This window comes from Deltaproteobacteria bacterium, from assembly GCA_018668695.1.
Lineage (GTDB): Bacteria > Myxococcota > XYA12-FULL-58-9 > XYA12-FULL-58-9 > JABJBS01 > JABJBS01.
Map to the genome: position 1 here is coordinate 1 of JABJBS010000081.1, position 5,800 is coordinate 5,800.

Here is a 5,800-nt window from a genome sequence, read left to right on the forward strand (position 1 = left end):
CCCCGCCAGCAACCTTGGGGACTTGAAGTCCGTAAAATGGTTGATCGGGACCCATTGCCCTCACTAAATCCATATACGCAAGTACTGAACCACCCAGGGGATGGACATAGAAGACAGGCCGGTTGTCTTTATTACCCGCTTGGAGCTGCACCAGTGGGCTCACCTCTGCTGGTAAATCCTGGCTGCCGAACATGCTCTGAAGAACCGTTTGAGTCAGTTTCATACCCGTCGTTTCTTCTTGAAGTTCGTTTATATTGATGTCCACCTGAAGGTCGGTTTCCAGCTGATTTAAGAGCTCAATGGATATTAATGAGTCCAGCCCTAGATTCGTAAGAGGTTCATTCATGTCCAAGCCGGCCATTTCGCAGCGCAGCCCCTTGGCGATAATCATTCGAATAAAATCTGATATCAGTTGTTCTCGCGCAACAGCTTCAGCAGACTCAACTTTCTCTCTGATCGTTGGCTCACGCTCCGCGGCCACGAGCGATACATCTTCAAATTGAACGAGAACCCTACCTGACTCGGTAATGATGTGGATATTGGCGATAATGGTCTTGCTCGAAGGACTATCCTTAATTTGGGCCCAAACCCAAAGGGGCATTTCTTGTTGTGGGCTTATGGAAATGGTTCCCACACCTTTGGGAATCCAGGCATCCCGCGATTCATCGGGTGATAATGCGGTGAAGATCATGAGGCACGCATCAAGAATGTGCGGAGATACCGCGAATTGGCTCGCATTGGTTTCCGCAATCTTGGAGGTTCTAAGTTGCATCAGGAATTGACCATCTGCGACATGGATCGATTGAACCACTTTTCCCCCGGCCTTACCAAAGGGAGATCTGCTATCCCTGCATTTTGTGATGAACTTCGACATGCTCTTGGTCTTTTTGAAGGTTTTACGTAAAGCCTTGATGTCCAGAGTCTGTTCTAATTCCTTATCGGAGTTCGTTAGGTTCGCCGTGAATATTGTTTTCCAAGCATTGTCATCGTCACTGACTGATTGTCCCGCAGCCCGCATACGTATCAATCCCTTTGAATCCGTCGTCATATGGCACTGGATCCAGTCAAAATCCTTTGACTGCGTTTGGATGTCCAATGAGCTGATACCTTGAGCTGAAGCCGACACTCGACTCGAAGCTTCATTGATTACCTCTAAAAACCAATGGAATGGAATCTTTTTGGTAGCATCAACTTGTTCAAAGTGCCCCAAGACATGCTCAAGGGGCTGCGTAAAAAGCTCTTCTCCTTCTTTGATAATCATTGATTCAATTTTGCTACCTAAGAATGGGTTTTTAGACTTAGGGCTCAGAGGAACTGTGGGCAAGCTGGAAGCAGCGTCCGAGTCGATCCAATGTGTCGATCGCTGAAACGGGTAAGAGGGGAGCGATAGTACAGAATGTGCCGCTGGGTTGTAGACACCCTCCCAATAGACGGGGTAGCCCAGTTGATAGAGTTGTCCGAGTCCACTTAGCAGAGTTAAGGCATTATCTTGTTTCTTGTGAAGGCTTGCTATCCAATTTCCATATTGCGACGGAGCGCATGATTTCCCCATACCCGTAAGCTGAGTGTGTGGGCCTATTTCACAGAAAATCTGAACGTCTTCCTCGACGAGTTTTTTAACTGATTGCTCAAATGCGACAGGTTCTCGGATGTGGTTTCGCCAGTAGGATGCTTGCAACATTTCTTCGCCAGCAACCTCACCATTGAGATTGGATACAATCGGTGTGATTTGCGGTGCAAACGTAAATTGCGAGGCATGTTTCTCGAATGCGTCCAGGATAGGATCCATCAAGTGGGAATGAAAAGCATGGGAAACAGTTAGCTCCTTGGTCGCCATCTCTTCTGTTTTAAGAATTTTGCAAAGTTCCTCTACTGCTTCCGCGGTTCCTGCCATGACACTGCTTTGTGGACCATTGTGAGCCGCTACATTCACGCCTTCTATTCCGCTGGCGTCGATTGATTTTTGAAGCTGGCTACCACTGGTTTTCACTGCCGCCATTTTGCCGCCGGTGGGTAGGCTTTGCATGAGCCTGCCGCGTTCGGCGATAAGCTTAAGCCCATCCCTAAAGGTAAATACACCGGCCACGCAGGCTGCGGTATATTCGCCAACCGAGTGGCCCATGACGTAGTCGGGATTAACGCCCCAAGAACGCCAGAGCTGAGTCAGTGCGTATTCAAACGCAAAAAGAATTGGCTGCGTGAAGGCGGTTTCGTGGATGGGTGAAGCGTCTTCGTCATGAGGAGAGATGATACTCACGAGAGACTGACCCAAGGTTGGAAGCAACTCATCATCGCATTTCTCAAGAATATCTCGAAAGACTGGCGAATTGTTGTAAAGCTCGCGGCCCATTCCTATGTACTGAGAGCCCTGACCTGTAAACATGAATGCAATTTTGCCGGGCTGGTTGGTTATTTCTTGAGCATACGTCGCATGCCCGGATTCAACCATGGACCTTAATGAATCAATGGCGTGCTCTACTGACTTAACCACAGCAAAAGCTCGAATCTTATGATGGGTACGCCGGTGGCTGAGAGTATAGGCAAGGTTTTGGAGATGAGTGGATGGATTACGCTCCAAGAAGTGCAAGATGGCTTGGACCCGGTGCTCTAATGCTTCGGTGGTTGCGGCGCTGAAAGCCAGAATCGCATGGCTGCTGGTTGCGATTCTGTCTCGTTTGTTACTAGGTGGTTCGCTTAGGATTGCATGCGCATTGGTTCCACCAAATCCAAATGAACTTACCCCGGCGAGTCGTGGACCAGCCAGTTCTGTGTACTCTTGTGTCTCTGTGGGTATTTCAAAGGGCAGTGTGTCCCAATCGATATTCTTGCTGGGATTATCGAAGTGAAGATTGGGTGGGATGGCTCCTTGCTGCACAACTAGGGCGGCTTTTATAAAACCTGTGACCCCCGCAGCTCCTTCGGTATGACCAAGATTGCTCTTAACTGAACCGATGACCACCGGCTTTTTATTTGTTCGTTTAGCCCCAAGAACGGCGCCGAGCGAATGAATCTCGATCGGGTCTCCCAAGGGTGTACCGGTACCATGTGCTTCCACATAGCCAACGTCTCCAGCATTTACCCGTGCGTCTTGAAGTGCGGCTTGAATGACCGCCTGTTGCTGGCGCCCATTGGGTGCAGTCAAGCCATTGGTGCGTCCATCTTGGTTGATTGCGGTTCCTTTAATGACAGCGTAGATACGGTCGTTGTTTGCTAGAGCATCTGAGAGTCTTTTGAGAACGACAACTCCGGCACCTTCACTGCGAACATAACCGTTAGCCGACTCATCAAATGTTTTGCAGTGACCATCCGGAGACAGCGCGCCAGCGGTACTGAAGTAGACAGTCGCTTTAGGTTCTAAAAGTAGATTTGCGCCCCCGACGAGACTTATATCACTCTCACCACTTCGTAATGTTTGTGCAGCAAGGTGGATACCTACCAGTGAAGACGAACATGCCGTGTCAATCGTTAAGCAGGGACCTTGTAGGTTGAGCAAGTAAGAAATTCGCCCGGATGCTATACTGGGCAGAGCGCCTGTTCCAGAGTAGGGGTCAATTTGTCCAATGTCGGGCCCGTAGACTGTTCTTAATGCATATTCTGAGTTGCATATTCCCATGAAGACAGATGTCTGGCTTGCATCGGTTTTCGATTTGGGAATCCCTGCATCTTCCAGTGCGGCATGAGCCGTTTCGAGGAGTACTCGTTGCTGCGGGTCCATATTGCGAGCCTCGCGAGGCGATATCCCAAAAAACGAATGGTCAAACTTATCGATGTCTCCAAGGAAGCCGCCCCACCGCGTACACATTTTGCCAGGTGTCTGAGGCTTCGGGCTGTAGTATTGGTCTGGATCCCAGCGTTCGAGCGGGATTTCCGTGATTCCGTTAACCTTATCATTGAGGGCTTTCCAGAGACCTTCCGGGGACTTGATGTTGCCGGGTAGACGGCAGGCCATACCGACCACTGCAATATCTTCGCGTACCAGTGCACTGGTCTTTGAAAAGACCTTCTTGATAATGGAAGTAGTCGCGGCTGCTGTGTCTTCAAGTGTTTCAAAAGAAGTGTACGAGCCGAGGAAAACGGACCGATTTTGGCCCTGAATAGCATCCAGCTGTGAGAAGCAACCCGAACGAATATCTTCGCAACTGACGTGCGGGAAGTAAGACCACGTAAACTCTTCAACGACTTCCAATAGTTCACCGCCGAGATTCGCAAAGTCTTCTTTTAGCTTCTGGTTGAGAAGGGCAGCGTCGAATGGATTCGGGTCGTTTGGAAGAGTTCCGTATTGGCTGGTGATAAAAACATCGCTATCAGAGTTGAACTTAAAGTAGCCTAGCAGATTTCCTTGGGTCTCTCTGTGTTGATTCTCTTGAATAATCAAGGCTGAAGCATCAGGCATGTTTTTGGCCCGGGTGACCGTGACACGGTATTCGTAGGTTTTAAATCGCTCTAAAATCTCTCTTTCGGTTGTGGTCGGCTCGATGATTTTGAGTACGGCCTTTGGTGGGCATGCGAAAATGACGCGGTCACCGGTTAACACTCGGCCGTCAACCGATTCAACCCGCACACCGCTTTCGCTACGGATAACCTGTTGAACTTCGAAGCCTGTAGTAAAAGGTACTCCCTTGGATTCGAGGTATACTGCCGCACGAGCCCAGAGCTCGGCGTTTCCTTCCTCGATTCGTCCAAAGCTTTCCATTCCAAAAACTAAAATGAGATAGCGTAGAACGTAATAGGCAGGCATGTCGTCGGTGAGGTAGCCATAGCCGTATGAAGTCCAAAGTTCATATAGCTTCATAGGTATGTCACCGACTTGCTTGTCTTCAATCCAATGTGAAAATGGTACAAACAACTCAGGGGGACAGTTCTGCGCATTGAGATTGCTACCGAGAGAGAGCCCTGCAGCTTCGAGGGCGGCTGCGACCCACTGACCAAAGTACTCCACGTTTACTTCAACACCTTTGTTTTGGCCGAGACTAAATTGCAAGGTGGGGTTGGGGTCCGGTGTTACTGTAAGGCCGAGCTTGTCTATAAGTTTGTAGCCTGTCTTATAGTTGGACCCGAAATAGATTTGACCAAGTTCGTAGAACTTGCCATCGACTTCAACACTGCGAACTTTTCCACCGGGTCTGTCTGACCGTTCAACGATGCTGATTTTGTGGTGGCCTTTTTCTTGAAGCTCCATCGCTGCAGTAAGTCCCGCAACCCCGCCACCAATTATAATAATGTGTTCTTTGGATTCTGTTTGTGGAGCTTCTGTCTTGCCAGACTTTAAATCAGCGAGATTGTCGGTGAGTTGGCGTATTGATGGGTAATCGAAGAGAAGGGTGGCTCCCAATTTGATTTCCAGCCACTCCTGAAGCTCACCGGTTAGTCCTACTGCATCCCGGGAGTCGAGGCCGAATGAACTAAAAGGTGTATCTATATCAATCGTATCCAAGTCTTGTGAGGTTTTAGCTGCGATAGCATTGATTAAGAATTCCTGAATCTCACGGTGTAGTTGGATGCCGCCGGTCGTTGGGGTCGTGGCCATTGCAGGCTGAGGTCTTGATACAATTGGGTCAGGTTTCTTTTTGGGACGTACCCATCCATAAATAACCTCCGAGGGACCCTCGAGAAATTTTGCTTCATAGTTGGCTTTTGCTTCGCGACGCTGGATCTTTCCACTTGATGTTTTCGGCATGCTGCCGGGCCATAGTAAGAATATCGAGTGCGCTTGGATTCCGTGTACTTTTGCCACTGCCTCGCGCATTGCATTCATGATTTGTTGATGGCCCGCACCGGTTCGTGAAAGGTCGTCTACATC

1 protein-coding gene is annotated in these 5,800 nt (G+C 49.2%); it reads right to left on the reverse strand.

Annotated features, from left to right (window positions below; all coding sequences use genetic code 11):
- Positions 1–5,800 (reverse strand): acyltransferase domain-containing protein (locus HOK28_04430; GenBank protein MBT6432314.1); only part of this gene is annotated, 5,800 nt, incomplete at both ends.